Raw genomic sequence first — 24,126 nt, forward strand, 5'->3', positions numbered from 1 at the left:
CTCTCTAGCTTTTTAAAAGGTTAAACAATGATTTTAAATGCAGTAATTGAAAAAGATGAATTTGGTTATTTTGCATATGTTCCAGAATTAAAAGGTTGTGTTTCTCAAGGTGAAACATACGAGGAAGCTATTACAAATATTAAAGAGGCAATACAATTATATTTAGAAAGTCTAAATGAGAAAGAGACAGAATCTCTTAAAAATAAAATATTCTCCATTGTTCCGATTGAAATTACAGAGATTGAAAATGCCCGAGTATCCTAAAATAACAGCTAAAGAAGCAGAAAAAATTCTTTTAGAGAATGGCTTTGAATTTAAGAGGCAAAAAGGTAGCCATAGAATTTATGCTAAAGGAGATATTCTTCAAGTATTGCCTTTTCATAGTGGTAAAACTTTACACCCTAAAATCGTTAAACAAATTTTTGAAAGTATTGAAAAATAACTAATCAGTATTAAGATTTCTAAAATTCCTTAGAATATAACTTAAAACCTCCTCCTAAACTCTCTAGGATTCATCGGATTGCTTTCTTGCCATAAGCCTAGTCTTTGTTCTCTCGCTAAAGATTCCAAAGAATTATATTTGGTATTTTGTTGGTAAGAGTAAGCCCAAGCATTTCCATTTTTGACTTGATTATTGTAGCACTTTAGCTATTGAAGTTTTTTAAATGTGCTATCAAGCTTTGAAGTTTTGCTAAATCCTTCTTGCCTACTTTAGATTCTATGCTAGAATTAATATCTAGCATTTTTGCACCTAGTTTTTTTAGGGATTCTAAATTTTCTATGCCCACTCCACCAGCAACACATAAAGTTTGCACCCTACTTTTAAGCTGTTCTAAAACTTCTAAACCAATTCTCTGCCCACTTCCACCACCTAAAATGCTTTTAGAATCCAACAAAACAAAAGGACTAACAAACTCACCCAAATCCTCTGCATTCTCCACATTCCAAGCTTCATAAAATGCAAATTTAGCCCCTCTTAGCTCCACTCCACCAAACCAACCTGCCCTCTTTATCCCGTGTAATTGCAACGCATCAATGATTCCATCTTGATAAAGCTTCAGTGCAGACTGCATTTGATTTTTATCATCTTTTAGCACAACGACTTTTAGGATATTAGGGAATCGCTCTAGCTCTTTTGCGATTGCCCTAATGCGCTCTATCTCTATAAAGCGCGGGGATTTTGGCTCTATGATGAATCCTAATGCAGCAATTTTTTGGGCTTGATTGGAATCTTTATCTAATTCTTGCAAACCTTGCGCACACATTAAAGCATCTTGCGTGTTTGTGATTCCACAAATTTTCACAAATCCCAAAGGAGAATCAAGCAACCTAAAGACATTTTTATAAAAGATATTAGAATCCTTTTTCCCGCATTCTAGGGATTCCTTTAAGCTAGTTAGCGCATTCTTTGGCTCACTATTGCGCACCAAATAACTCCCGCACAAAATCCCATCAAAACCCAAATTCCCAACCACAAAGCCATCAAAATCACAATTTAACGAAGATTCAAAAATCACTTTGCTTTGTGGATTTTTAGTTTGGATTTCCCCTAAAAGATTATAAGCTTGGATTCTATCAATGATAAAAGTATGCAAATTGCGAGAATTAATCCCGATGAGTTTGGCATTCAAAGGTGTGATAAACTCCACCTCTTGCGCATTATGCACTTCTACTAAAGGCGTCAAACCAAACTCAAGGCATTCTAAATAAAGTTTTTTGAGTTGCAAAAATCCACCATAAGGATTGTTTTCACCCACAAACACCGCAGCGATAAGTAGCACCATATCCGCACCAAAAGCGTAAGATTCTGCGATTTGCTCAATCTTTGTGATAAAATCTTTTCGTAGCACACAAGCTTTTGGATTACTTTCTTTAACCCTCTTTAAATCCTCCAAATCACCCTTAAAATAATCCTGCTCACATAACACAGAAATAGCACCTGCTCCACCCTGCAAATACGCCTTTGCAAGCGCATTAGGATTTGCAATTTCGCCGATATTTCCAGCACTTGGACTTGCGCGTTTGATTTCTGCAATAATTAAAGAAGAATCCAAATTTGGAGGATTTAGCGGTGTTGTGCGTGTATTTGTGCGTAAAACAACCTTTTGCTTTTTGTCCAAAATTTCCTTTAGAATCGTTGGCACTCCACTATAAAACTCCATTATAAACCTGCTATTTTTAGATTGCTGATATTTTGGAATCTCTCCAAAATACCAAAAACTTCTTTAGATTCTATGATTTGCTTTGCGTGGAAAAATCCCTCTTTTAAGGATTCTACAATATCAAGCACACAAAGTGCAGCACCTAGATTAAGTGCAACCAAATCTAACCTTGGTGAAGGCATTGCATTAAAAATATCTTTTGTAATTTGCGCATTTTCTTCTGCATTGCCACCTTTAAGCATAGAATAACTTGCAAAGCTAAGCCCCACTTCAATAGGATTAAAAATATAAGTTTTGATTGCACCATTGCGCAATTCTGTAATTTGCGTAGGCGCACAAAGTGAAATTTCATCATAACCATCTAACCCACTGACAACCATTGCGCGTTTAACCCCTAAAATCGCTAAAGCTTTTGCAATAATCTCTGTGTAGGATTTGTCAAATACGCCGATGAGTTGGTGTGTGATAGGTGCGGGATTACTTAGAGGACCAATCAAGTTAAAAGCGGTTTTGAATCCTAAACTACCACGCGCTGGAGCGGCAAAGCGCATAGCAGCATGAAACTTTTGTGCAAAGAGAAAAGTAAGATTTAATTCCTTAAAAGCCTTTTGTGCGTTTTGTAATTCCATATTTGGATTAATTCCAAGCGCATTTAACAAATCCGCCGAACCACTTTTAGAAGTAATAGCACGATTGCCATGCTTGATGATTCCGAAATTTTGCTTTTTGGCAAGTGTTCCTAAAAGAAGTGCGCAAGTCGTAGAGACATTAAAAGTCTTTGCATTGCTTCCACCTGTGCCAACCATATCAAACAAAATCTCTTTATCCTTTTTTGTTCCAAAACGCACCGCCTTTTGTTTTAACACCGAAGCAAATCCCGCAAGCTCATATTCATCGACCCCTTTAATCTCTAGGCTTGTGAGGAAACTTCCAATCTGTGCGTCTGTTAAATTACCCTCTGTAAGCTCGTCCATTAGATTATAGCTTTCTTGGAAATTTAACGATTCTAGTTTCAAGCATTTTTTGAGATAGTCTTTTATAGGAATTTGCTCACGCGCATAATGCAAGAAGTTTTGGAGCATTTTCTCACCCTCTTTCGTGCCGATAGATTCTGGGTGGAACTGCAATCCTATCAAGTGGTATTGCTTATGTTCTATCGCCATTACTTCACCATCTTCACTGCTGCCGCTGATGATAAAACACTCTGGAATCTCCTCACGCTTACCCACTAAAGAATGGTAACGCGCAATCGGGGTTTTTTGTGCAATATGGCGGAAGATTCCTTTTTGGTTGTGCAATAGAGGCTCTACTTTGCCATGCACGATATTTTTAGCATTCTTAATCTCCACACCAAAAGCACTTAGAATCGCTTGATGTCCCAAACAAATCCCCAAAATCGGATAGATTCCTTTAAATTTCTGCACAATTTGGATATTTAGCGGAGAATCTTTAGGACTTTTAGGTCCGGGTCCTAAAACAATATAACTTGGATTAAGGGATTCTATCTCTTCTAGGCTCGTTTTATCGTGGCGCAAAACTTTAATCGGATAGCCAAAAACAGCCAATGCTTGATAAATATTGTAGGTAAAAGAATCGTAATTATCAATGAGTAAAATCATACTTTCTCTCCTAAAATTGCCTCAAGTAGCGAGCGCATTTTGTTTTGTGTTTCAATATATTCTTCTTTTGGGTTAGAATCATAAACGATTCCACCTCCTGCTTGGAGATAATACACACCTTTTTGATAAACAGCAGTGCGGATAGCAATCGCAAAATCCATATCGCCATTTTGGGAAAAATACCCAATTGCTCCCGCATAAATTGCGCGCTTATGCGATTCTAAGGATTCTATGGTTTTAATCGCTTGAATCTTAGGTGCGCCACTAACCGTTCCAGCAGGAAATGCAGAATAAAGCGCGTCAATTTTCCTATGCGATTCTAAATCCATAACCCCCTGCACTTCAGAGACTAAGTGCATCACTCTTGCGTATTTTTCAATCACTTTTTCTTGCGTAACCTTCACACTTCTAGGTCTAGCGACTTTGCCTACATCATTGCGCCCCAAATCAAGCAACATCAAATGCTCCGCATTTTCTTTAGCATTTGCCTTTAATTCCTCTTCTAGTTTGGAATCCTCTAACGCATTTTTGCCCCTTCCTTGCGTTCCTGCAATAGGGCGAATTGTGAGGGTTGCTTCCTTTGGCGCAGTTGTTTTGACTTTGATGAGCACTTCAGGAGAACTTCCGATAATTTGATAATTACCAAAATCAAAATAATACATATAGGGACTTGGATTATGTGTGCGCAGGTTTTCATAAGCTTGCAAGGGTGGCAAATCACTTGTAATTTCTAAGCTTTGGCTTGGCACACATTGGAGCAAATTTCCCTTATAAATCTCATTTTGCAAAGTCTTAACCATTTGCGTATAATAAGATTCCTTATCTTTAGAAGTAATCTTTGAAATGTAAGTTTGCTTAAGCGTATCTTGCAAATTCAAATGCTCTAAAGTATGCGCTAACTCTTGCACTCTTTGCGCGGTATTTTGCCTTTGTGATTCCCCCTCGTAAGCAACACTCACGATATAAAGAGATTCAAAAAAATGGTCAAAAACAACAAAATCTCTCCCAAAAATAAAAGCATTCTCACTTGCTTCATAAAGTGCGTCTTTTTGGAACTCTACTTCCTCAATTTCTCCAAAAAATTCATAACCTAGATACCCTACTCCACCTAATGGCAAAGGCAAAGATTCTATCTCATCACTAGAAATTATTTGATTGCTAGATTCTACCACAGAATTTGAAGCAAAGGGATTTGGAGAAAGTCGGCGAAATGCGTCCAAAAAGTCAAGGAATTTTGGTTTGCTTGGCAAAGAAAAATCCCCGATTTTGCATAAATTCTTAAGTGCGTGCTTTTGGGAATTTTCTAGTAAAAAAACCTCGTCATTTTCTTTGATAATCCTAAAGGCTTCTTTAAGAATCAAAATAGAAAAGCGTCCTTTACCTGTCTTTAAAAATGCAGATTCTAGCAAAACAGGAGCATTCAAGCTCTCGCATACTATTAAAGGAGTGATTTTGAGAGCTGGGATTTTATAAATACTAAAACTTGCTTTGATTCCTTGCTTATTGGTGTTTTTTAGAAATTCAAACATAAAAACTTCTTTGCAAATGATTTTCGCGGATTCTACATTTTTAAGATTAAAGATTTTATTAAATGCGCAAGTTTGATTGCGCAATCTTAAGCTTAAACTTTGGCAGTTAAATCATATGCCCACGAGGCTAAAACCTCTGCGATGATGCAAGGAGATTACCTCTTACGCCTCTCTTTCAAACTTCATCGCTCTTAGCTTGTCTTTTTCTTCTAATTCTGCAAACTTTACCATATCTTCTACGCTTCGGATTTTGTAAAGCGTGGAAGCAACAATCTCTTTGTTATCTCTTGTGGTGAGAATAAACGCAGTGCGTCCATTAGAAAAGGTTTCTTTGCGGATAAACTCTACTCCAAGTTCTGCGAGAGAGAAAATACCACCATTAGTATCTGCTCCGATTTGGCTAAAGTCTAGTTGGTTTAATTCTTCTTCATTCATAGAGGAAGCTCCACTCATTACACTTGCTCTCTCGCCTTTTTCTGTTAGATTAAACTCTCCATCACTTGTAAATAAATCATCTAAACTAATATACATCGTTCTTCCCGAATCAAAAGCAAGGGTTAGCATTCCATTATCATTTAGCTTCATTCCCACGACAGAATCCACATCTTTTAGGGCATTTGCATATTTGTTTGCAGTTGTTGGATTGTTTAATCCCTCATAAAACTCTTTAAACTTCTCCTCGCTAAACTGCATTCCGGTGATGACTTGAAATTCTCTTTGTATCGCAAGCTTGTTACCCTCGCCATTGTAATAATCTTTATACATGCCATTAAACCTAGATTTCACATCGGCGAGATAGTTTTTATCGCTTTTATCAAAAAACCCAAATGTTATGCGCTCTAGCCTTGTATCCCCATTTAATCCGACTTTATTATACGCTAGGCTTAGCGAGTTTGCTAAATCTTTAAAGACATATTGCTTTTGCCCATATTCATCGGTTTTTGTTTTGGTGAAGTCTATCCAGCCATTTTCATCTGCGTTGTTTTTAAACATTTCTTTGAAGCTACTCTTTTGACTATCGTCAAGCCTTTTATAGCTCTCTTCAGGGCGGAAAAGGGAAGTGCCATTGACTACCTTTCGTTTTAGATAAGTGATACCATCTTTTTTATAGGTAGAATTTTTCTCCCACTCATCAACATCTTTTTGTGTATTAACAAACTTTGTCAAATCTAACGCATTATACACATCGCTAAGTTTTAAGACCACTTCTTCGCCATTAGAGTTATAACCTCTAAGCTTAAGTTTGTCAAAAAACTCATCGCTAGAATCCAAAAATCCGTCTTGATTAATATCTAAACCGACCAGTTGTCCTACGCTTTCTAATGTCCCTACGCCATATTGGTCGTTATCATCGTCTAAATCCAAGAAAACTTCCATTTGCCCCACAGGCGTATCCAAATACTTACTTGTTCCTTTGGAGTTAAAGAAAGTTCCTAAGCCATTGTTATAGCCATTATCGCCATAGTTGTAATAATCGTTATGGAGAATATGATCGTATGAGCTTGACTTAAAATAATGTAACTTTTGATAATTCAAAGTATTCCATGTATCAGAACGATCAACACTATAAAGCCCAGATAAGCCCAAAACACTTCTAACGCGCAATCTCGTATCCCGAGCCTTAGCTTCATATTCTGCTTTTGCGATTTCCTCTTTCATTTCTTTTGTTAGTTTGATTCCATTGTTGCTGATTTGCCCTTTGAGAGTGCTTAGGTTTTCTACGCCTAACCCTGTGCTGGCATTTATTTTCATTAGTTTGCTCCCCTACGATTTACCCGCCAATCTATTAGGAGAATGTCCAAAGTCTGTGGGTCATAGTAAATGTCTATATCATTGATATTTAGGATTGATGAAGTGCCACCTGTTAAAACAATATAGGATTCTTGAATCAAAGTGTTAATGTCATAGGTTATTTGTGAGCCTGTGGAGAAAATCAACTTTTCTTTCGCATTGTAATTATTCATTAATTCAAACATTCCTACGATAGGGTTATAGAAAAGTTCCTTGACATTAACATATAAGCGATAATTACTCGTCTTTAGAAAATTAATTAATTCAGCTGTATCAAATTTTCTTATATATGAAGTCTCTCGGTTAAACTCCACTGTGTCTGCATTAAATTCTTTTTTTACTAACTCTTCATCACTACCATCTTCTGCTTTCCAGCCTAATTTATAATTACGCACTTCTTGAATTGCTTGGACATAAACCCATTTATTAAGCGGAATTGGCTTAGTGGTAATAATCCTTTCTGTGGAATAATCTGTTAATTTTGTAGTAACTGATAGTTGTCCGGATTCTAATAGTTGAAAATTGAAATATTGGTATTCCCAGCCCGGGTCTGTTTGCAGAATCTCCTCATTTCGATTAAACAATGGAATTGGTTTTGGAGGGTATCCGCCTAGCTTTATCCACATTCCAAAACTATTAGAATAAGGCATACCCCATTCGGGATGTTTATCTGTGGGATTGCGTCCGCCATTGTAATAAGTCCCAGCATTAACATATTCTGCATATAATTCTTGTTTTTTAGAATCCCACTTCCAAACAGCAAAATCATTGGGCGAATAAAGTCTGCTAGGATTGGGGGTTAAAACTCCAACCTCCGCGATAGGCGTTTTTGTCGTGTAAGTTACAAACAATATTGTATTGCCATTTGCATCTTTTAATGCCACAAGCGAATCTGTCGCCGAATCAAATGGGGGGACAACATCATTTTCATAAGGAAATTGTCCTCCTTTCGCGCCTTGTTTCACTTTAAGCGCACTTTTACTTTCCTTTGGGAAATTTTGCAACGCTTTTTTCGCTTCCACTCCACTTAAAGGCTCACTGATTTGCATTTTGGATTCTGTTTGTGCAATAGATAGAGTGCCTAATACACCACATAGCACCAAACTAAAAAGATATTTTTTTAGCATTGCCCCTCCCTCCTTTTGTATAAACTTATCTCATTATATCGGATTTTCTTTTGAAAAGTTAAGAGAGAGTTAAACTTATGGAATCTTTTTGGTTTAGGATTCCACAAGCACAATCTAAATGTGTAGAAATTGCAGAATTTCCTATAAAATTTTGTTAAAATACGCACTCAAATTCACAACACAAAGTAGAAAAATGAAGCACAAAATGTTTTTAAAGTCTAAAAAAGGCTTTTTTGGGATTCCAAAAGGAGATTTACATGCTTTTGGAGGGCAATATATGCCAGAGATTCTCTACCCTGCATTAAAAGAACTTGAAGAAGGCTATTATAAATATGTTCTAAAATCCAAAGAATTCAAAGAAGAGCTACACACTTTGTATAGAGAATTTGTCGGGCGTCCGACACCTTTAATTTATGCCAAAAATGCAAGCAAGATTCTAAATAATGAGATTTATTTGAAGTTTGAAGGCTTAGCAAATACGGGCGCGCACAAAATCAATAATGCCATTGGGCAAGTTTTGTTGGCAAAAAAAATGGGCAAAACACGAATCATTGCAGAAACAGGTGCAGGACAACATGGGCTTGCCACAAGTGCTGCTTGCGCCAAACTTGGTATGGAATGCGTAGTGTTTATGGGTGCGCGCGATATTAAACGACAATTCCCAAATGTGTTTAATATGGAGCTTCTAGGAGCAAAAGTTGTCAGTGTAGAGAGTGGAAGCCAGACACTTAAAGACGCTGTTAATGAAGCTTTAAGGGAATGGAGTAAAGAAAGCAAAAACACTTTTTATGTGCTTGGAAGCACGCTTGGACCTTATCCCTATCCTGATATAGTGCGTGAATTTCAAAGCATTATCAGCAAAGAGCTCACTAAACAAACTAGAAAGTTTTTCAAAGGCAATCCAGACATCATGATTGCTTGTGTAGGTGGGGGAAGCAACTCTTTGGGATTCTTTAATCATTATTTAAAAAGTCAAGTGCGATTAATTGGAGTAGAAGCTGGAGGACGTGGCAGTGGTGCTGGAGAAAATGCTGCGCGAATGGATAATAAAAATGCGCATCTTGGTATTGCACAAGGCTACAAAAGCTTATTTTTAAGCGATAAATATGGAAACCTATTAGAAACTTATTCTATCTCGGCGGGACTTGATTATGCGGGGATTGGACCGCAACTTGCGCATTTAAAAGAGATTGGACGCATAGAGTTTTTGAGTGCTTTAGATAGTGAGGCATTGGAAGCTTTGCAATTCTTCGCCAAAACTGAGGGAATCCTTGCAGCTTTGGAATCTAGTCATGCGCTTGCAGGGGCTTTAAAGATTGCTAAAAGTGTAAAAAACAAAAAAATCATTGTAAATATTTCAGGCAGAGGAGATAAAGATATTTTTATCACTGCAAAAACCTTGCAAAAAGAGCGTTGGGCAGAATTTCTAAGTCAAGAAATTTATGAAATGCAAAATACACTAACACCCACAAAAGGAATCCAAAAATGAAAGAAATTGCTTTAATGGGGCATATTGTTGCGGGATTTCCAAACTTTGAAACAAGCCTAGAAGCAGCGTTTGGAATCTGTTTAGGTGGGGCTAAATATTTAGAAGTGCAATTTCCCTTTTCTGACCCAAATGCAGATGGAATCACAATCACTAATGCATGCGCAGTAGCACTTGAAAATGGATTTAATACAGATTTGGGATTTGAGTTTATCACCCAATTACAGCAAAAGCTTGCGCATAGTGGCATTACAACCAAATTATTAATTATGACTTATGGGAATATTTTGTTTTGCTATGGTATAGAGAGTTTCCTTAAAAAAGCGAAACTTTGCGGGGTTTATGGACTAATTGTGCCAGATTTATCGTGGGGCAATGATGAAAAACTCTTTGCAAAAGCTAGAAAAATGGGCTTAGAAAATATTGCACTTATTGCACCACAAACCAAACCCAAACGCATAGAAAAGCTAAGCAATGCAAGTGGTGCATTTGTTTATGTAGTTGCACGCAATGGAATCACAGGTGATACCACACAAATTAATGAATCTTTAATGCAATATATTTGCGTTGTCAAAGCACATTGTCAAAAACCCATTGCACTAGGATTTGGAATCCAAAGCAAAGAACAAATTGACGCTTTGCGCGGAGTTGTGCCAATCGCTATTGTAGGGAGTGCCTTTGTGCGCTATATTGATAAAATATGCAAGAAAAGTGAGAATGCAAATGGTGAGATTGCTAATAAGCTTTGTGCTTTTACTCAAGGGCTTTGGGGGGAATCTAAAGAATCTTAGATTATCAAGAATCTTTATATGCTATGCTTTGAAAAATAAAAGCTCTTTTAAAATAAGTTTTGTAAATATAATTAATATTAAAACCAATATTTGTGATTTCTCTTAACTCTAAGCTAGGTTGGATTCTATTTTCACAACCGCTAAAAAGAAATGCTAAAACTAAAATAATAGTAGAGATTGACTTTTTCATCTTTATTCCTTTAAAATTAATTATTGAAATTTTAAAGGATACTTGTGAATTAAAAAGGGGGAAATTATTAAGTTTTTGTCAAGTTTTAGGATTTTATTACAAGACTTACTCGCACTATTATAAACAAGGCAAAATGCGCGTTAGCAACTCATACAAACTTACAAATTTATAAATATGGAATCTCTACATAGCTTTAGCTTTCATTGCAAAATTGTAGCTACATTTGGATTCTTCCACTATGTGTATAAACATTTGCGCGCTCTCCCCTAGCAAACCCAACAAGCGTAACACCTGTTTCTTGTGCAGCCTTTATTCCCATTAATGTCGCTGCTGCTTTTGAAATCACAATAGGAATATTGTGCATAACTGCTTTAATCACCATTTCAAGCGATAATCTTCCGCTCACATAAAGCATACAATCACGTGTATTTAACCCCAACATACGCGCTTTTCCCATCACTTTATCAATAGCATTATGCCGACCAATATCTTCACAAACTAAGGTTTTATCTCCTAAAACTAGCATTGCTTTATGCACACAGCCTGTTTTGCTAAACAAAGGACTTGGGATTTCAAATTCCCTTAAATACTTAAAAAGTATCGAAGGATTTAAAAGAATTTCAGATTCTACAAACCGCTCTACAATATGCCCTTCTAAATTTCCAGCAACACCTACGCAGCAACCTGAAGTTAATGTTTTCTCACGAAATAAATTTTCTAAATTTTCTGTATGAATCTCAGCTTCCATAGAGACGCTTTTGCCATCTTCTGCAATCTCTAAATGTTTGATTTGAGAAATATCACTAAGAACACCTTCACTTATCAAAAACCCAACAAAATGAAAATCTTGCTCACTTGGGATACTCATAACTGAAAGTAATTTTCTACCATTAAGATAAAACGCGATACGCTCTTCTGTGATAACATTATCGCTAACTACTCCCCCAACAAATCCATTGGGAGAGAGTTTTTCTATTGTTAATGTTTTACAATAAGATTCCATTATGCAGCTGTTAGCTCTTTATAGTAATAGCTATGCAAAATTGCAATTTCTTCTTCACCCATATTTCCATCTATGATAGAATGTAAAGCACCTTCAATCGCAAATACTGCCATATAAATATGCGTAATTAATAACGCAATAATTAAGAATCCTAAAATATTATGCACCAATGCCATTAAACGCAAAGTGTCAATATCGGCAAACTGAAAGAACATATATGCTCCAGAAATTGCCATTACAAAACCACCAAGCGTGCATACCCAAAACCACATTTTTTGCCCTGCGTTAAATTTCCCCGCAGGAATAGGTTTTTTCTCCTTGCTTAAATATCCGCCCATAATCATAAGCCATTGAATATCATAAGCTTTTGGAAGTGCATCTTTTGCCCACATCAAAAACATCAAAGCGCCGAAAATAACAAAAAGTATTGTAGCGATTCCATGAACATCACGCGCAAAGCGCACAAATGCTCCACCGCCTAATTTATCACCAAATACCATTGTTAATCCTGTTAGACAAATCAACACAAAAGGAATCGCTGCTGCCCAATGCACAAAAATATTGTAACTAGAAAACACGCGAATTTTCTTTCCATGTGTAAATTTCTTTTGTCCAACAATCATAAAATGCCCTAAAAAAGCTAGGATAACAAACACAATTAAAAGTGCAAAAATTGTTGCAAAATAATGTCCTTGTAAAAGAGTAAAAATCTCCCCTAATCCACTTGCATTAGGAGAACCAATACCCCAACTCTTAATTGCCTCTACTTCAGGACCACCATAAAGGTAAGGATTTGCTAAATCCTCTTTTGTAAATAAAGCATTATTCCCTTTAATAACTTCAGCATACTGCTTGCCGCCCTCTTGTGGGACACTAGGATTTGCTGCAAACATAACACTTACAAAACCTGCAAGCATTACAAAGATTCTAAAGAATTTAAATAATCTCATAGAATCCTCCTAGTTGCCATACGCTGTTTTCCATACATTTGGAACGGCATTTGGGATATTTTCCCCACGCATTGTTGCACGATGTGTAATGATATTAGAAACTTCTTCACTACTTCCTGCTAACAATGCTTTTGTAGAACACATACTTGCACACATCGGAACTTTACCTTCTGCAATTCTGTTTTGTCCATAGAGTTTATATTCTTCTTCGCTATTTGTCTCTTCAGGACCACCAGCACAAAATGTGCATTTGTCCATTGCTCCACGACTTTCAAAAACTCCATTTTTGGGGAATTGTGGCGCACCAAATGGGCAAGCATACAAACAATATCCGCAACCAATACAAGTTTTCTTATCATGTAAAACAATGCCATCTGCACGGATGTAAAAACAATCCACAGGACATACTTGCGCACAAGGTGCGTCTGCACAATGCATACAAGCTACAGAAACGGCACTTTCTTTACCAACTTGTCCTTCATTTAACACAACAACTCTACGGCGATTCACACCAACAGGCAAGTGATGCGCTTCTTTACATGCAACATCGCATCCGTGGCACTCAATACAACGATTAGTATCACAATAGAATTTAATTCTTGAAAAATCTTCAAGATTCATAGGAATCGTATTACTCATTTTCTACCCCCTATTGTGCTTTTTCAATACGGCATAAACCGCATTTTGTTTCTGGACAAGCAGAGTTATAATCAAAGCCATAGCTTGAAATCATATTTGCTGATTCACCAATTACATAAGGTTTTGTGCCTTCAGGATACATTTCAAGTCTTGATTTTCCTTGATCCATACCAGAGAAGTTTTGTGGCAGCCAAATACTATTATAATCTACCCTTGTAGAAAGTTTTGCTTTGACCAAAATTCTAGTATCCATTGTTCCATACACCCAAACCATATCGCCATTTACAATATTTAGCTCTGCTGCTTTATCAGGGTGAATTTCAACAAACATTTCACCTTCAACCTCTGCTAAATATTTCGCACTTCTTGTTTCTGCACCTGTTCCCATATGTGCAACAAGACGCCCACTTAGCATATTAATTGGGAATTCATCGACCCAATTTTTGTTTTCTCCCAACTCTTTTTGGCGACTTCTATATTTGATATTTGCCCTAAAATGATTAGGCTTATCAGGGAAGTTTGGATATTTATCTACCAAATCTCCTCTTACAGAATGTAAAGGCTCTCTATGTAATGGAATCTGATCATACCAATTCCAGGCTTTAGCTCTTGCTTTTCCATTTCCATAAGGGCAGATTCCAGCTTCTAATGCCTTTTCCACAAGAATATTATTACCAATTCCTAGAGCAAATGTTGAACCTGCAATTTCTTCTTTTTCTTTCTCTGTTAGCTTAATACCTAAAGATTCTGCATTTGCCGCAGTTACAGGAGCATGCCCACCTTGATATTTTGCATCTGGTAAAGAACGTGGGGTTAGCATAGATTTTCCATCTGGACTTGTTACACCCCAATTTACACGGAATCCCATACCACCTTCCATAACAGGAATAGTATCATTATACATTACTGGGGTTCCCGGATGCTTATCGCTCCAGCAAGGCCAAGGCAATCCATAATAATCATTTTTAAAAGGACCTGTTCCTCTTAATGTTACTTTATCAAACATATGCCAATTTTCTTGGTGTGCTTTTAAACGCTCTGGACTCATTCCTTGCAAACCAATGCTTCTAATACTTTGTGTAAGCTCTGTTGTCGCGTCATCTGGCCAAATAAATTTATCTCTACCCTTAGATTTTGCAATATCGTAAAGTCTCCACTGCAATTTATCTAAGAATCCTAAACGCTCTGCTAAACCAAACAAAAACTCCTCATCTGGGCGGCACTCAAATAAAGGTTCCATAACCTTGCTACGCCATTGATAACTTCTATTTGTCGCAGCCACAGAACCTGCTGTCTCCATTTGTGATGCGGCTGGAAGCATAAAGAGATTATCTGTCCTATCACTATAAATTGCCAAGTCATTTACATAAGGATCTACAAAGACAACCAAATCAAGTTTATCCATAGCCTTTTTTTGTAAATCTAGCAATGAAACTGTTGTCATACCAGAACCAATTACAACTAACGCTCTAAGTTTAGTTCCACCATTATTTTCAGCATTTTCTTCATCTAAAACACCAAATTTCCAAGTAGAGTGTGCAAATCCTGTTTTACCCATCATTTCTTTATCTTTGAAACGACCAAGCATCCATTCATAATCTACACCCCAATGCTTACAGAAATGTCTCCAAGCTGGCTCTCCAAGCCCATAATATCCCGGAAGAGAATCCGCTAGATTATTCATATCTGAAGCACCTTGCACATTATCGTGTCCGCGTAAGATATTTACACCACCACCATTTTTACCAATATTTCCTAAGAACATTTGTAAAATCGGCATAATTCTAGTATTGCTTGTCCCAACTGTATGTTGTGTTAGACCTTGATTCCAAATCAAACTTGCAGGCTTTGCGGCTGCCATCTCTTCTGCAATATGACGAATCATATCTGCTGGGATTCCACACACATCTGCTGCAACTTCTGGGGGGAATTTTTTTGCCTCTTCCATAATATCTTCATAGCCATACACTCTATCTTTTAGATATTGCGCATCATAAAGATTATTTGTAATAATGTGATTTAATAATCCATAAGCAAAGGCAATATCTGTCCCACTTCTAATTCTATGGAACTCATCGCACTTAGCCGCTGTTTTTGTAAATCTAGGATCAATACAAACAAGTTTTGCGCCCTGCTCTTTTGCACGTAAAATATGCACCATAGATACAGGGTGATTGACTGCTGGGTTTGCTCCAATGATAATAATATATTTTGAAAACATCATATCGCCAAGATGGTTTGTCATACCACCATACCCAAATGTATTTGCCACACCGGCAACTGTTGGGCTGTGTCAAACTCTAGCGCAGTGATCTATATTATTTGTTCCAAAAAAAGCTGCAAATTTTCTAATGTAATAACTTTGCTCGTTAGAACATTTTGCACTTCCTAAAAACATTACTGCATCAGGACCGCTTTCTTCATGGATTTGCTTAAGTTGTGCTGCAATTTTATCCATTGCCTCATCATACTTTAAACGCGCCCATTTTCCGTCTTTTTTCTCCAAAGGATAGCGCAATCTTGTCTCACTTCTTGCTCTATCAATCAAGTCAGCACCCTTACAGCAATGCCCACCTTGAGACACAGGATGATCTTGTGCAACTTCTTGGCGCACCCATACGCCATCAACAACTTCCGCCACAATTCCACAACCTACTGAACAATGCGTACAAATAGTTTTAATTTTTTGGGAATTTGGATACCTTTCTTTTAGCTCTTGCGCAGTTGCTTGACGCATAGTTTTTTGACTATCATTACCCAAAGCTACGCTAGCACCTGCCAAACTTCCAAGAGCTGTCATTTTCAAAAACGCACGTCTTGTTTGGCGTCTTTTAATTGCTTCGCTCATAATTTTGCCTCACTTCTTTTATTTTGCAACAGAATAATACAAATCCCATTGCTTACTTTTTTGGTAAAGAATCTCTGTTTTTGGAGATTTTCCACGAACAAGATTCTCACTTGTGCCTTTTTTGCCACAACCTGCTAATGCAATACTTACACCTGCAGCAGCAACGGAAGTTTTCGCTGTGGTTTTAAGAAACTCACGCCTACTTTTTTCCATGTATTGGCTCCTTTATTTTGAGATTTGGGATAATCCCACTAGGACTTTTGCGCAAAAGCCCTAGTCGAATCACACATACACATCATTTTCAAACCGCATAAATCCTTCTAGCAAATCTGCTAATGCTAGATAATATTTCGCATCTTTGCGTTCTCTAATCTCATTAATTAATCCAAAATACGCATCTTTAATGAAGATAAAAACTTCTTTTGCAAGCTCTGTGTTTTCATTTTCGATTAAATAACGCATAAAACCAAACAAGAATCCTAAATGCTCTTCACTCTCTCTAAACTCTGAAGTCTCTACCCTAACATCACTTTTCTTAAGGAGTGCGCGTATTTTAAGAAGCGATTCCGCTCCAATACAATTTTCATAATAATGCGATAAATGCATTCCTACTTGCTTTCCTCCAAAAGGCAAGGCAAAAAGGCGTGAAAATTCTTCTTTAAGATTCGCGATTCCATTTTTTTGCAATTCTTGTTGCAAAACCTGCATACTTGCTTCTGAATTATCATTTAAAGGGGCATTTTGCAAGATTTCTAATTGTCTTTTTGCTAACTCCACGCGCTCATCTAAAAGCTCAAAAACAAACAAACCATAGAAAAAATCATAATAAAGCAAACGCGCATTTTTTAAATCTTGTGCTTCTTGCGGACTTAAATTTTCAAACATTTGCTTCTCCTTGCCCAAACATAACTTTAACCTTGCAATCTGGGCAGCATTGAATTGTTTTTAGCTTTTTAGAATCTGAGCTAAACGCTGAACCTAGCATTCCCATTACTTTTTCGATAGATTTTTGTGTAGAAAATGCCTTTCCACACTCTACGCATAAAAATGGCGTATCTTTTGCAAGCTCTCTACTTTTAAAATATTCTCCCTTTAATGTGATTCCATCTCTACTTAGTTCCATAACATTTTCTGGACAAGAAGTAATGCAATATCCACAAGTTGTGCAAAGAGAAGCATTAAAGCGCAAAGAAAAATCATCACTCTTTGCAAAAATTGCATTCACATTACAAGCCCCAACACAAGAAAGGCAAAGCGTGCATTTGCTCGCATCGACTTTTAAATCTCCATAAAATACAGGTGCGCTATTTTCTGTTGCCACACTTGCAGCAAGCCCAAAATCACCTTCTTTAATCATATATTGCAAGCGTTGTGCGAAGGATTCTCTAAAAGGCTTGTTATAGCGATTTTTATAAAAATACGATTCCATTTTTGGTAAATCTTGTGCTAAAGTAGAAATGGATTCCACGCTGTTAACTAAAAATATGGAATCTTTTTGATAAATTTGCTGCGTTATGTTGTTTAAAAACTCCATAGGCGCACTTAATGTATCTCCATAAACAAGCAAGGCATTCCCACTTGTCTGAAGCATTGTCAATAAGTCATTTTCATTAAGCATTAAAAGATTTGGAAGAATCATAGGTGTTAGGGATTCTGGTAAAATTACATTTTTCTCGCATAACTTTATATAATCATCAAAAGAACATAAAAAGATTTTTTGCTCTTTATAAAGCTCAATAATTTCTTCTAATCCCTCTTTTGGCATTTCTTCGTATTCTAAACAATTTGTAGGACATACTCCCACACAAGCCCCACAGCTCACACAATCCACCATTGAAAAAGCAAGTTCCATTAAGCTATCATTTGCGCCTACACCAAAAGTTGGGCAGACATCAACACATTTTACGCAGTATTTTTCTCTTCTATGATGGTATTGACAATAATCCTCTTTATAGCTAATAATATCCTTATAACTATACTCCCCAAGGTTATTACGCAATCTTTCTAGCAAAGTATCAGCACTTTGAAAATCCGCTACATTATAAACACCTCTAAAGCGCAATAATTCTTCCTCATATACAAACAGCACAGCTTGCGCAAACTCAACCACGCTTCCATTATTAAACCGCGCACTAAATGCACCAAAACTTCCGCTAAAATTTTCTAAAAGCGCAATATCTAACAAAGAAACTTCAAAAAAAATCTGTGCTGATTCTGTAAAATCTTGCACAACTTGTGGAATCACACCATTATCTTCGCTTATATATACAATAGCAAGTTTTGAGTCAATCACAATATGATGCTTTGCCTCTAAAGCAAAATCATCTCTAATCTCTTGCACTTTATTTAGTAATATCAATTTTGTATTATATTCTAAAGTATTTTTGTCTAATAAAATATTACCAAGTGGAAAAGTGTGTGAAATGGGAGTTTTAATCATCTGTATTATTCCTAGCATAAGCTTTGATAAAATAATTAGTATAGTGCTAATTTTACTCCCTTAGGGCTAGAAAAGTCAATATTTTTTAACTTTTTGGATATATTTATTTTTATATAGGTATAGAAATTTTATAGGATTACAAAGACTTCGACTTCTACATTTCATAGAAAAATCTTTTATTGATTTTGTTTAAAATTTTGTAAATATTTATAAATTGCTTCAATTTCATTTGCAGTTAGATAGTATTTTGGCATAACACGTTTGCCACCTTGCAAAGCATTTTTAAAAGTATTAAATTCTAAATTATTAATACGCGGCGCATAAATAGATTTTGCATAATTTTTATGTGTGTAATTAGCAACTCTATCTCCCTCTCCATACTTCCCATGGCACTCTACACAACCAATTCCTCGAGGATTTTCATAAAGCATTTTTCCGTATTCAAGCGGTGTAATAAAGTTCTCTTCCGCTTTTAAAAAAACTATTACACACACCAAAACCAATACAAAGCGCATACAATCCCTTAAATTTTTAGTGCAATCTTAGCAAAATTTAGGTTAAATACACTTGCAAACACTACTAAATGCAAAAGCAACCTGCAATGCAACGCTTTTTCTTAAAATTCTAGCTAAGCTTAAAGGTATAAAAACTTTCTTTATATTATAATTGCAAGATTATTTCAAAAAAGGTTTATTGATGCAAATTTTAGACGGAAAGGCTCTTGCACAAAACATCGAAAATAAAATCCAAAAAGAAGTCGAAATTCTAAACAAACAAGGTATTACTCCCGGTCTTGCAGTGATTTTAGTCGGTGGCGACCCTGCTTCACAAAGTTATGTCAATATGAAAGCAAAGGCTTGCAAACGCACTGGAATCTACTCTATTACACATGAAATGCCCGAAAATATCCAGCAAGAATCCCTTTTGCAAACAATTGCAATGCTAAACCAAAATCCAAATATTGATGGAATCTTAGTGCAACTCCCTTTACCAAAACACATTGATACAACAGCAGTTTTAGAAGCTATTGCCCCACACAAAGATGTCGATGGATTCCACCCTTTTAATATGGGGCGCATTCTTGCAAATCTTGATGGTTTTATTCCAGCAACTCCAATGGGGGTTATCACGCTTTTAAAACATTATCATATCACACTACAAGGTAAAAATGTTGTGGTTGTCGGGGCTAGCAATATTGTAGGAAAACCTTTAGGTGCGCTATTTTTAAATGAAAATGCTACAATTACTCTATGCCATATTTATACACAAGATTTAGCAAAATTTACAAAAGAAGCAGATATTTTATGTGTGGCTGTTGGCAAGCCAAACCTTATCACAAAAGATATAGTAAAAGAAAATGCAGTTGTTGTAGATATTGGAATTAGCAAGCTTGAAGATGGTAGAATCGTAGGAGATGTGGATTATCCAAATGTCTCCCCAAAATGTAGCTTTATCACTCCAGTCCCCGGTGGCGTTGGACCAATGACGATTGCTTCACTTTTGCAAAACACATTAAAAGCTGCTAAATTACGTCCAAGCAAACACTAAGGGAAAACAATGAAAAATATTTTTCTTAAACTTTACGCATTTATTAATAGTTGGGTTGGCACGATTATTATTGTTTTGGGAATTATCTTCTTTTTGGCGCAAGCTTTTGTGATTCCAAGCGGAAGTATGTTAAATACATTATTGATTGGTGATAATTTATTTGTCAAAAAATTTTCCTATGGAATCCCAACACCCACGATTCCATGGCTTGAAATTCAAGTGCTACCAGATTTTAATAAAAACGGACATTTAATTGAAGGAGAACGTCCAAAGCGTGGAGATATTGTAATATTTCGCGACCCTAACGCACCAAAAATTCATTTTGTAAAGCGCAATGTTGCTATTAGTGGTGATGAAGTGCTTTATACTAAAGAGGGCTTATGGGTGCATTTCAGCAGCGATTCTATCTATAAAGACACGACAGCACGTTCTTTAGAATTTGGCGGAAAAGTCTTCTATTATGAACCTTATGCGGCACTTCACGCTGGGGTGCATTACGCGCAAACCTCCCTTGATGCGTTTGAACAATTAAGAATCCTATTGCATAATGGGGAAAAAATTGCAATGGAGCAAGTTGATTTAAGCAATGGAGAAATTGCATTCTACACAAGCATTAAAGACGATGAGTTTTTTATGATGGGAGATAATCGCAACAATTCTAGCGATTCTCGTTTTTGGGGAGCTGTGCCTTATCGATATATTATAGGCAAACCTTGGTTTATTTACTTTAGCTGGGACGATGCCTTTAATATTCGTTGGAATCGAATCGGAAAAAGTGTTGAGAGCTTGGAAAAACAAGCTTTACAAGAAAAAAATACCAAAAATTTGGAATCTTAAATGTTTGAGATTCCATTAATTTATGACATTCCTATTAAGATTTGCGCGCTTTTATTAGCAATTATTGGACATGAGATAATGCATGGTTATATCGCGCTAAAATTTGGTGATACGACAGCACGTGATGCTGGACGACTAAGCTTAAACCCCATTATTCATATTGATTTAGTCGGTTCTATTCTAATTCCCGGAGCTTTATTTTTAATGAATGCTCCTTTTTTATTTGGTTGGGCAAAACCTGTTCCTGTGCGCATTGACCGAGTAGTTTATAATGGTGGATATTTTGGTGCATTTGGCGTTTCAATCGCTGGAGTTACATATAACTTTATTTTAGCAATCCTTGCTAGTATTTTAATCTATGTTTTAAATAGTGGAATCCTTGCTGGGAATTTTATTTTATTATTGACAATTTACTTTTTCTTGCAAGTTTTGATTTATAATGTTGTGCTAGCTGTCTTTAATCTAATTCCGATTCCACCTTTAGACGGTGCAAATGCTCTAGCCTATTTTGGATTAATGTTTAAAAATGACTTTTTTGCAAGAATATTTGATAAGATTCCACCAATGGCAGGAATGCTCATTTTAATTATTATCTTAAGCACATCATTATCTAATTTCATTTTCATACCTGTGCAATATATTATTAATTTGCTTTTATAGGAGTATTTATGCAATTTTTCATCGCAAGTGATCATGCAGGTTTTACGCTTAAAGGTTCAATTTTTGGAATCTTAGAACAAATGGGGCATAAGGTTGTGGATTTAGGACCAATGGATGCAGAACGTGTAGATTATCCTGATTTTGCAAATAGCTTATGCCAAAAAGTATTAGAAAATGAAGGGAGTTTTGGAATTTTGATTTGTGGTAGCGGAATTGGAATGAGTATTGCTGCTAATCGTCATAAAGGCATACGTGCTGCACTTTGCAATGAACCATATAGTGCCTCTATGAGCCGTGCGCACAATGACGCAAATGTCCTATGCTTAGGAGCACGTGTTATTGGAATAGGTATGGTGGAGAGTATTTTAAAAAACTTTTGCGAGGGGGTTTTTGAGGGCGGTCGCCACACTTGTCGCATAGGAAAATTACATTAAGGAATCTTTATGGCACAATTCACACAATGGCTGTTTTTAACTGCTTTTATTCTTTTTGTTTTATTTATGGTTATCAAAACTTTCTTTTATAAAAGCATTGCCCAAAAGGAAGAAAAAAATAGTGCCGTGATGAAACTAACTTTACAAGAAGCAGAAATTTTAATCCGCAAACACCAACTACAACTCCAAAGAGCACTAGGAAATATTGATATTTTAACAGATGAAATTACTGCATTGCGTAATGAGGTTAAAATTTTAAAACAACGCAATTCCCAATACCGCGTAGAAAGTGAAAAATATAAAAGTAAAATTAAAGATTTAGAACAAAAAATTGAAGCATTATTATAGTGCTTCTCTATTTTTAATTTCTTAGCAGTGCCAATTCTTTTTTGTTTCTTTAAATCTGCCACGCACTGATTTAGCAAATGGAATAAAGAAATGGCGGTGTTTAAAAGCAAGATTTTGCATTTTTTTTAACTTATTTTTTGGAATCGCATAAAGCATTTGGTATTCTTCTGGAGAATACAACCAATCTCCTTTAACTTTAAGCATTTTAAAACCCAAGCGATTTAAGCGACTAAGACGTGGCAACTCCATAAAAATTCCATCAGAAATATCCATTCCAGCCCTTGCAATACGATTTAATTCAAAAAGCATTTTAGGATACAAAAGAGGCTTTGCAAAACGCGTATTATTTTGGATTTTTTTGTGTTTATTGAATCTTAACGCATTTTTTAACATTTTTGCATTTCTTCCAAAACTTTGTGTTTTTAACCCGGTTAAGATACTTTTTGGGCTAATATAGCCTAGAATATCTCCTTTTTTTATTCCTTTTCTTGTTAAGATTCTACCTTGCTTCTCTCCTAAAACCGTTAGTGAAAAATGCAATTTATCTGCTGTTATTGTATCTCCACCAATGATTTTAACACTATATTTTAATGCGCATTCTCCTATAATTTTTGCGAGATTCGCCACTCCTTTAAATTCCTTTGGCAAAGTAAGCGTTAAAAGCACAAAGCGTGGAATCGCATGCATTGCATAAATATCAGAGAGATTGACCAAAAAACATTTTTCTACAATATCACTTAAATCCCCCCAAACACGTTTAAAATGCACATCTTCAAAAAAAGCATCACTTGCAACGACATAATTATCAATCTCTACACCATCATCTCCGATTCCAAAAGTTGCACCACTTTGTTTTAAGGAATGTATAAACGCCTTTTCTCTATCACGCATTAGTCTATTTTCATACTCAAATCTACCCAAACTGCCTGATGAATAATCGCACCAGATGAAATTGCATCTACGCCACTTTCTGCATATTCTCTAATATTTTCTAATGTGATATTTCCACTTGCTTCCAAAAGCACATTTGGAGCCATTGCATTACGCATTTTTACAACATTTTTTATCGTTTCAATATCCATATTATCGCACATCAAAATATCAATTCCTGATTCTAATGCTTCTTTGGCTTGCAAAATATTCTCACACTCTACTTCAATTTTTGCAGTAAATGGAATCTTAGAACAAATATCCTTAACAAATTTATTTAACGCCAAAATCCTTGTTAAATGTGTATCTTTTAACATTAGACAATCATCTAATCCTAAGCGATGATTAACAGCTCCCCCATTACGCGCAGAATATTTTTCAAAATCCCTAAGTAAAGGACGAGTTTTACGCGTATCTAGCAAAATGCAATTTGTTCCTTCTATTTTTTGCACATATTTGCGTGTTAGCGTTGCGATTCCACTTGAATGTTCTAAGAGATTTAAAATTGTGCGTTCTGCACTTAAAATTTCGCTCATCTTACCTTCAAAAGTAACAATTTTTTCTTCTTTTTTGAATCCAACACCATCATCAAAGGTAAATTGACAATCAATCTTTAACAACTCGCATAAACGTTCAACATACGTTTTTCCTGATAAAATTCCACTCTCTTTTGCAACAATATAAGCTTCTACCTCAATATCATTTTGCATACGCATATACAAATCACCGCGCCCAATATCCTCTCTTAACACTTCTTTTAAAAAATCATCTAACAAGATTTTATGCATTTTTAC

25 protein-coding genes and 1 pseudogene are annotated in these 24,126 nt (G+C 36.0%); 9 read left to right on the forward strand and 17 right to left on the reverse strand.

Features of this window, described 5'->3' with window-relative positions:
* The first annotated feature begins 27 nt into the window (after positions 1–27).
* Positions 28–264, forward strand: coding sequence for a type II toxin-antitoxin system HicB family antitoxin (locus tag LS70_RS01220; protein ID WP_034287974.1), 237 nt, complete (start codon positions 28–30; stop codon positions 262–264).
* Positions 248–442 (forward strand): type II toxin-antitoxin system HicA family toxin, encoded by a 195-nt coding sequence (locus tag LS70_RS01225; protein WP_034287971.1) that lies wholly within the window; start codon positions 248–250, stop codon positions 440–442. Before LS70_RS01220 ends, LS70_RS01225 begins: the two co-directional genes overlap by 17 nt.
* A gap of 41 nt (positions 443–483) precedes the next feature.
* On the opposite strand, the pseudogene LS70_RS10395 reads toward LS70_RS01225, so the two are convergent.
* The 6 genes and pseudogenes from LS70_RS10395 to LS70_RS01255 all read right to left on the reverse strand — a co-directional run.
* Positions 484–615: pseudogene (locus tag LS70_RS10395) on the reverse strand (thermonuclease family protein); the annotation flags it as partial.
* 29 nt (positions 616–644) lie between these two features.
* A complete protein-coding gene (locus LS70_RS01235) occupies positions 645–2,162 on the reverse strand; it encodes a bifunctional indole-3-glycerol phosphate synthase/phosphoribosylanthranilate isomerase (RefSeq protein WP_034287968.1) in 1,518 nt (505 codons plus the stop codon).
* Positions 2,162–3,781, reverse strand: a complete 1,620-nt coding sequence (locus LS70_RS01240) for a bifunctional anthranilate synthase component II/anthranilate phosphoribosyltransferase (RefSeq protein ID WP_034287966.1) — start codon at positions 3,779–3,781, stop codon at positions 2,162–2,164. The genes LS70_RS01235 and LS70_RS01240 overlap by 1 nt, the downstream gene beginning before the upstream one ends.
* Positions 3,778–5,310: an anthranilate synthase component I family protein gene (locus LS70_RS01245; RefSeq protein ID WP_034289140.1), complete on the reverse strand. Its 1,533-nt coding sequence runs from the start codon at positions 5,308–5,310 to the stop codon at positions 3,778–3,780. Before LS70_RS01245 ends, LS70_RS01240 begins: the two co-directional genes overlap by 4 nt.
* Before the next feature lie 162 nt (positions 5,311–5,472).
* On the reverse strand, positions 5,473–7,062 hold the full coding sequence (locus LS70_RS01250) for a hypothetical protein (RefSeq protein ID WP_034287963.1): 1,590 nt from the start codon (positions 7,060–7,062) through the stop codon (positions 5,473–5,475).
* Positions 7,062–8,228, reverse strand: a complete 1,167-nt coding sequence (locus LS70_RS01255; RefSeq protein ID WP_034287962.1) for a hypothetical protein — start codon at positions 8,226–8,228, stop codon at positions 7,062–7,064. Before LS70_RS01255 ends, LS70_RS01250 begins: the two co-directional genes overlap by 1 nt.
* A 193-nt stretch (positions 8,229–8,421) precedes the next feature.
* On the opposite strand from LS70_RS01255, the gene trpB reads away from it, so the two are divergent.
* Entirely contained in the window at positions 8,422–9,717 is a 1,296-nt protein-coding gene (gene trpB / locus LS70_RS01260) for a tryptophan synthase subunit beta (RefSeq protein WP_034287959.1), read from the forward strand.
* Positions 9,714–10,505: a tryptophan synthase subunit alpha gene (gene trpA, locus LS70_RS01265; protein WP_034287955.1), complete on the forward strand. Its 792-nt coding sequence runs from the start codon at positions 9,714–9,716 to the stop codon at positions 10,503–10,505. Before trpB ends, trpA begins: the two co-directional genes overlap by 4 nt.
* 4 nt (positions 10,506–10,509) lie before the next feature.
* Here the strand turns inward: trpA and LS70_RS01270 are convergent, their stop codons facing one another.
* The 9 genes from LS70_RS01270 to LS70_RS01310 all read right to left on the reverse strand — a co-directional run bounded on the left by LS70_RS01270 (position 10,510) and on the right by LS70_RS01310 (position 19,090).
* On the reverse strand, positions 10,510–10,695 hold the full coding sequence (locus LS70_RS01270) for a hypothetical protein (RefSeq protein ID WP_034287952.1): 186 nt from the start codon (positions 10,693–10,695) through the stop codon (positions 10,510–10,512).
* 217 nt (positions 10,696–10,912) lie between these two features.
* Entirely contained in the window at positions 10,913–11,698 is a 786-nt protein-coding gene (gene fdhD / locus LS70_RS01275; protein ID WP_034287949.1) for a formate dehydrogenase accessory sulfurtransferase FdhD, read from the reverse strand.
* Entirely contained in the window at positions 11,698–12,648 is a 951-nt protein-coding gene (locus LS70_RS01280) for a formate dehydrogenase subunit gamma (RefSeq protein ID WP_034287947.1), read from the reverse strand. Before LS70_RS01280 ends, fdhD begins: the two co-directional genes overlap by 1 nt.
* Before the next feature lie 9 nt (positions 12,649–12,657).
* Positions 12,658–13,287, reverse strand: coding sequence for a formate dehydrogenase FDH3 subunit beta (gene fdh3B / locus LS70_RS01285; protein WP_034287944.1), 630 nt, complete (start codon positions 13,285–13,287; stop codon positions 12,658–12,660).
* Between the two features lie 10 nt (positions 13,288–13,297).
* Positions 13,298–16,135, reverse strand: coding sequence for a molybdopterin-dependent oxidoreductase (locus tag LS70_RS01290; RefSeq protein WP_138109287.1), 2,838 nt, complete (start codon positions 16,133–16,135; stop codon positions 13,298–13,300).
* Between the two features lie 18 nt (positions 16,136–16,153).
* Positions 16,154–16,348: a twin-arginine translocation signal domain-containing protein gene (locus LS70_RS01295; protein ID WP_034287935.1), complete on the reverse strand. Its 195-nt coding sequence runs from the start codon at positions 16,346–16,348 to the stop codon at positions 16,154–16,156.
* Between the two features lie 69 nt (positions 16,349–16,417).
* Positions 16,418–17,020 carry a TorD/DmsD family molecular chaperone gene (locus LS70_RS01300; RefSeq protein ID WP_034287932.1) on the reverse strand — a complete coding sequence of 201 codons (603 nt, stop codon included), beginning with the start codon at positions 17,018–17,020 and terminating at the stop codon, positions 16,418–16,420.
* Complete coding sequence (locus LS70_RS01305; RefSeq protein WP_034287929.1) at positions 17,013–18,575, reverse strand: 4Fe-4S binding protein; 1,563 nt, start codon at positions 18,573–18,575, stop codon at positions 17,013–17,015. The genes LS70_RS01300 and LS70_RS01305 overlap by 8 nt, the downstream gene beginning before the upstream one ends.
* Positions 18,576–18,751: 176 nt before the next feature.
* A complete protein-coding gene (locus tag LS70_RS01310; RefSeq protein WP_052083326.1) occupies positions 18,752–19,090 on the reverse strand; it encodes a c-type cytochrome in 339 nt (112 codons plus the stop codon).
* Positions 19,091–19,271: 181 nt separating this feature from the next.
* On the opposite strand from LS70_RS01310, the gene folD reads away from it, so the two are divergent.
* The 5 genes from folD to LS70_RS01335 are packed head-to-tail and all read left to right on the forward strand — an operon-like array spanning position 19,272 to position 22,402.
* The gene (folD, locus tag LS70_RS01315) at positions 19,272–20,123 is read left to right on the forward strand and encodes a bifunctional methylenetetrahydrofolate dehydrogenase/methenyltetrahydrofolate cyclohydrolase FolD (RefSeq protein ID WP_034287926.1); all 852 of its coding nucleotides are present in this window, start codon (positions 19,272–19,274) and stop codon (positions 20,121–20,123) included.
* Between the two features lie 9 nt (positions 20,124–20,132).
* On the forward strand, positions 20,133–20,960 hold the full coding sequence (lepB, locus tag LS70_RS01320; protein WP_034287923.1) for a signal peptidase I: 828 nt from the start codon (positions 20,133–20,135) through the stop codon (positions 20,958–20,960).
* Positions 20,961–21,620 (forward strand): site-2 protease family protein, encoded by a 660-nt coding sequence (locus tag LS70_RS01325; protein ID WP_034287920.1) that lies wholly within the window; start codon positions 20,961–20,963, stop codon positions 21,618–21,620. It abuts the gene before it with no gap.
* Between the two features lie 8 nt (positions 21,621–21,628).
* Positions 21,629–22,054 (forward strand): ribose 5-phosphate isomerase B, encoded by a 426-nt coding sequence (rpiB, locus tag LS70_RS01330; protein ID WP_034287917.1) that lies wholly within the window; start codon positions 21,629–21,631, stop codon positions 22,052–22,054.
* Between the two features lie 9 nt (positions 22,055–22,063).
* Complete coding sequence (locus tag LS70_RS01335; protein ID WP_034287914.1) at positions 22,064–22,402, forward strand: hypothetical protein; 339 nt, start codon at positions 22,064–22,066, stop codon at positions 22,400–22,402.
* Between the two features lie 21 nt (positions 22,403–22,423).
* Here the strand turns inward: LS70_RS01335 and LS70_RS01340 are convergent, their stop codons facing one another.
* Both LS70_RS01340 and nadC read right to left on the reverse strand, forming a co-directional pair.
* On the reverse strand, positions 22,424–23,323 hold the full coding sequence (locus LS70_RS01340) for a thiamine-phosphate kinase (protein WP_236096404.1): 900 nt from the start codon (positions 23,321–23,323) through the stop codon (positions 22,424–22,426).
* Complete coding sequence (nadC, locus tag LS70_RS01345; protein WP_034287909.1) at positions 23,293–24,120, reverse strand: carboxylating nicotinate-nucleotide diphosphorylase; 828 nt, start codon at positions 24,118–24,120, stop codon at positions 23,293–23,295. The genes LS70_RS01340 and nadC overlap by 31 nt, the downstream gene beginning before the upstream one ends.
* Positions 24,121–24,126 lie beyond the last annotated feature (6 nt).

This window comes from Helicobacter sp. MIT 11-5569 (assembly GCF_000765695.2).
Lineage (GTDB): Bacteria > Campylobacterota > Campylobacteria > Campylobacterales > Helicobacteraceae > Helicobacter_D.